The sequence below is a fragment of the Thermoflexus sp. genome (genome assembly GCF_025055495.1).
Classification (GTDB): Bacteria; Chloroflexota; Anaerolineae; order Thermoflexales; family Thermoflexaceae; genus Thermoflexus.
This window is the reverse complement of the sequence record NZ_JANWXB010000243.1, coordinates 1-4,605: the sequence shown is the minus strand read 5'-3', so window position 1 is coordinate 4,605 and position 4,605 is coordinate 1. Positions and strand designations below refer to the sequence as shown.

Here is a 4,605-nt window from a genome sequence, read left to right as displayed (position 1 = left end):
TGGATCTCTGGAGGCACGTTCACCAGGATGGCCTCCGCTTCCGCGCAGAGCGTTCCATCCAGCCGGCGAAGCTCCGCCCGCGCTCGGGCCAGGCGGGATCCGACACGAAGCGGACAAGCGATCAGAAGGAGCGTTTGTCCGGTGGGGACCGGATGATGATAGCGAACGCTCAGCTGGGCAGTGACCATAAAGCGCTCGGGAGCCCCGATCATTAACGCGCGTCCAGCTGCCTCATCCAGCAGGGCAGCAACCACTCCCCCATGAGCCACTCCCGGATATCCCTGAAACACCGCCGGGATCACGACCTCTGCCCGCACAACGGTCTTCCCATCTTCATAGAAGCGGACCTTCAGGCCGGCAGGGTTCTGCAGGCCGCAAACAAAGCACATGCGGGAATTGGGCTGGGGAGACCAGGTCATCGTAACCCCTGTTCCGGTTTCAACGTTATGCCTGAGCGAAGATGTCGATCATCAACCGGACGTCGCCCAGGGGGTATAGGACCGGGCATGTGCATCCCGCCGCGCGATATTCGTCAACCTTGCGGCGGACCTCCTCAGGGGATCCGCTGGCGGTGATCAGCTGGACGATCTCGTCCGGCACCAGCTCCATCGCTCGCTCGATCTGCTCCGGGGTCGCAGGCCATGTGAGGACGCGGCCGATTTCGTCCAGGAGTTCCTGAGGCACTCCGCTGGCTTTCATAATGTGGGGCTGCTGGCCCAGATACTGGGTCACCAGCTTTCGGGCGCTGTCCAGCGCCTTCTTGCGGTCGTGGTCCACCGAACACACCACCAGCTGAGGCCGATCGATGTCCTCCACGCGTCGGCCGGCCCGCTTCGCTCCGATCTCCAGATGATGGAGCGCCATCTCGTTGTATTTCGGGGAGACCAGGTAATTCAGCAGCACGCCGTCCGCGATCTCGCCCGCCAGCTCCATCATCTGCATGCCGGTCGCCCCGATGTAAATCGGCACGTTGCGCGGCTCCCGACGCCCATACACCACATCCAGCTCGACATCGGTGAGATGAACGAACTCGCCGTGGAAGGTCACCCGTTTCATGGCCAGGAGGTCGCGCACCACGGTCACCACTTCCCGCATCGCTTTCAGGGGCTTTTCCCGTTTAATGCCGACCTTGGAGGCCAGGGGATCCCACCAGGCGCCGATGCCCAGGATGATTCGATCCGGAGCAAGGTCGTCCAGGGTGAGAAAAGTCGCTGCGATGAGGGCCGGGTTGCGAGTCCAGTTGTTAATCACCCCGGAGGCGACCTTAATCCGCTCGGTGACGGCGGCGTAAGCGGCCATCGGCACAATGGCGTCGCGCACCAGACGGGATTCCGCTTGCCAGACAGCCTCAAAACCACGTTGCTCTGCATACTGCACATAGCGCATGGCTTCCCGGAGATCGTGAGCGTCCTGGAGGTAAAGAGCGACGCGTTCCGGCATGGGAGCCTCCTGGTGGCAGTTGTTCTCGTCAGGGCTTACACCGCTGGCCATGCCAGAGGATGGAGCAATGAAACCTCTCCTTATCGATTAACCAACAAGCGTATTATTCATCCAGCCTCGCCTGACCGCAATCCTGGGGACTGCAGACCATCTTCGGCAATCCGCCTCAACCCCAGGACCCCAGCTGGCTACGGCGGCTCGGACTCCAGGAAGTGCTCCAGCACCCGGCCGACCGCCTCCAGGGTATGGGGGGAGACGCGATCCAGGGTGTCGGCGGTGGTATGCCATGCCGGGTAATCGAAATCGATGATATCTACCGCAGGAATGCCCCGCTGCAGGAAGGGAAGATGATCATCGATCAGCGCCCAGCGGGGTTCCGGAATAAACCATTCTCGATAACCCAGCTCCGCCGCGATCCGCCAGAGCCGTTCGCGCAACACGGGATCCGAATGCCGTTCATAATAGAACTGCGGGTCGGCATCCCCGACCATGTCCACCAGGATCATGGCGGTGGGGGTCGTCGTGAGCATGGCCGCGAAATGAGTGGAACCGATGATCCAGGGAAGGCCGTCCAGCTCCCCCTGATCCTCCGCGTCGAAGAAAACCAGCCAGACCTCATAGCGCAGGCGCGGACGATCCAGCGCGCGGGCCAGCTCCAGCAGCACCGCCACACCGCTCGCTCCGTCGTTGGCCCCGGGCACCGGATCCTCCGGGCGTTCTGGATCCCGATCCGCCCGGCGACGGGTATCATAATGCGCCCCCACCAGGATCACCGGACCATGGCCGGCGCGGGCGATCAGGTTGCGCCCGGAGATCCCCGAGGCAACGAAGGGCTGAACCTCAAAGCGCCAACCCTCGCGGGTCACATGGTCCTGGATGTAGCGCTGCACCTGTTCCCAGCCGGAGCTCCCGGGATAACGTGGGCCCATCGCCAGTTGGGCCTGGATGTGGCGGAACGCTGCCTGACCATCGAAGCGGCGTTCCACGGCGGGAGGCGATGGGAGGCATGCGGCAAGGAGTAGAAGGAAAATCCCCATCCCGCAAGCGGGGATACGATCGCTTCCACGCAACGCGTTCACCCCTATGATCGGAGATTTCGGGAGGGCCTGGAAGGCCGCACCCGGCAGCCTCTCTCCTCGGGAGAGCCGATCGGGATTCCCAGGGGTTTAGGGGCAGGCAGGGCCGCCTTCGATGGCCCCACCCGCCCCCCAAAAACCTCGCTCTTCCCTCTCAACAGCGAGATCGGAAGCCCGGGGGTCCCGGTTGCAAGCCTGGAGTCGCAGGACCGGCGGCGAAGCCGACCCCCCGCTTTTACCTTATCCCGCCAACATCCGCGAAGGCCCTCACGCTCCTAACCGGGAAAGGCGGCCGGCATGAGCCAGGATCATGGGCATGAGATCCGTGGCCGTGAAGATCCCCAGCCCCCCAGTCCGGCACGCTCGCTCTCCAAAGCCGGGCGCACCATCCGGTCGGGCGGTCCGCGGCGCCCAGAGGAGCACCGGGACTGGGTGCCAGGTGTGGGTTCGCAGGGCAGCCGGCGTGGAGTGATCGCCGGTAATCACCAGGACATCCGGCTGCCGCTCCAGCAGGATCGGCAGGGCGGCGTCCACGGCCTCGATCACCCGAACCTTGGCCTCGAAATCCCCATCCTCCCCCCGGCTGTCTGTGGGCTTAATGTGGATGAAGAAGAAATCGAAGCGATCCCAGTGGGCGATGGCTTCCCGGAAGATCTCGGCGGGGGTATCTCCGTGGACATCGAGGGTTTCCATGCCAACCAGACGGGCCACCCCGCGATACATCGGGTAGACGGCGGCGGCGACGGCGCGGAGCTTGTAGACGTCCTGGAAAGACGGCAGGCGCGGGGGACAATCGAACCCGCGCAGGGTGACCATATTCGCCGGATGGGCATCGGCCAGGATCGCCCGCGCGTGCTCGATCCACTGGTTGACCAACGCTGCGGTCCGTTCCGCTTCGGGCTGAAGCGCATGGACGGGCATCGGCGGCACGCCGGTCTTCCCCGGATCGGTCTCTGTCAGCGCGGGGGAGAGCCCTTCTCCGCGCAGCACCAGGATGAAGCGATGCTCCTTCACCGGCTCCACGAATATCTCCACACCCTCCAGGCGGATGGACCGCAGGCGCTCCACCAGGCGGGCGTTCACCTCCGTTGGGATCCGGCCTGCGCGTCGATCCACAATTCGGCCTTCCGCATCCACGGTAACGAAGTTGCCCCGGGCGGCCACATCATGAGGCTCCAGGGGGAAGCCGATTCCGACCGCCTCCAGCACTCCCCGTCCAACCGGGTAGGCCAGCGGATCGTAGCCGAAGAGAGCCAGATGGGCATAGCCGCTTCCGGGGGCCAATCCAGGCCGCACCGGGATATGGAGGCCCAGCGTGCCCTCCGCCGCGAGACGGTCCATGTTCGGCGTGTGGGCGGCCTCCAGTTCCGTCGGCCCTCCGGGCTCTACGGGCATCCCGCCCAGGCCATCCATGACCAGCAGCACGATCTTGGTCGTGCCCTCCGTGGCGAGCTCCGCGATCAGGTTGAGATCCGCCATGGGGTCTTCCTCCGTTATAGGAGATTTCGGAAGTGTAAGAAAGCGAGCCGCTCGATGGTGAGAAAAGGCCTAATCGTCTCTTCCCCTGTCTTCCCCATCCCGCTTCGTGATATGGGTTTAGGTGATGGGGCAGGAGACTTTGCTGCCCCACCCTTCCAGGTCTTTACCGGCCATCGAGCCCAGCCATCCACCTGTGGTCTAAACACGAACTGAAATCTTTGATCCCCCTTCCCGCGGCCCTTCGAGCCGCGGGAAGAGAGAGGAGTCTTAGCCCACCCAAGTAGAGGAGGTTTGGGGACGGGCGGGGCCGCCTTCGGCAGCCCTGCCCACCTCCAAACGTTCAACGCCGCCTGCGACTTTCAAACTCTCCCGGGGGGTTGGGGGCTGGAGCGCCGCCTTCAGCAGCGCCCCAGCCCAAAAAGATTTTTCCGCCTCCTCCCCAGTGCCTTGTCCAGTGATCCAGTGGGGATTTGAGGACCCAAAGCCTGTCCGGAAGATTACCCCTCCCCCTTTTCTCCTCCCTCCCCAAGGCCCGGAGGGCCGTGAGGTGGGGGGAGAAAAATCTTTCGGGGGCGGTGCGGGGGGCGCGGGGCGGCGCCGCCCCCCCCCC

4 protein-coding genes are annotated in these 4,605 nt (G+C 64.3%); all 4 read right to left on the bottom strand.

Annotated features, from left to right (window positions below; genetic code table 11):
- Positions 1–419, bottom strand: a 419-nt coding sequence (locus tag NZM16_RS08000; RefSeq protein ID WP_295479786.1) for a PaaI family thioesterase, incomplete at its 3' end; no start/stop codon positions are given.
- Positions 420–444: 25 nt separating this feature from the next.
- A complete protein-coding gene (locus NZM16_RS07995; protein ID WP_295451536.1) occupies positions 445–1,440 on the bottom strand; it encodes an LLM class flavin-dependent oxidoreductase in 996 nt (331 codons plus the stop codon).
- A 188-nt stretch (positions 1,441–1,628) separates the two neighbouring features.
- Complete coding sequence (locus tag NZM16_RS07990; protein ID WP_295479784.1) at positions 1,629–2,510, bottom strand: M28 family peptidase; 882 nt, start codon at positions 2,508–2,510, stop codon at positions 1,629–1,631.
- A gap of 273 nt (positions 2,511–2,783) precedes the next feature.
- Positions 2,784–3,995, bottom strand: a complete 1,212-nt coding sequence (locus NZM16_RS07985; RefSeq protein WP_295479783.1) for a 2,3-bisphosphoglycerate-independent phosphoglycerate mutase — start codon at positions 3,993–3,995, stop codon at positions 2,784–2,786.
- Positions 3,996–4,605: the final 610 nt, after the last annotated feature.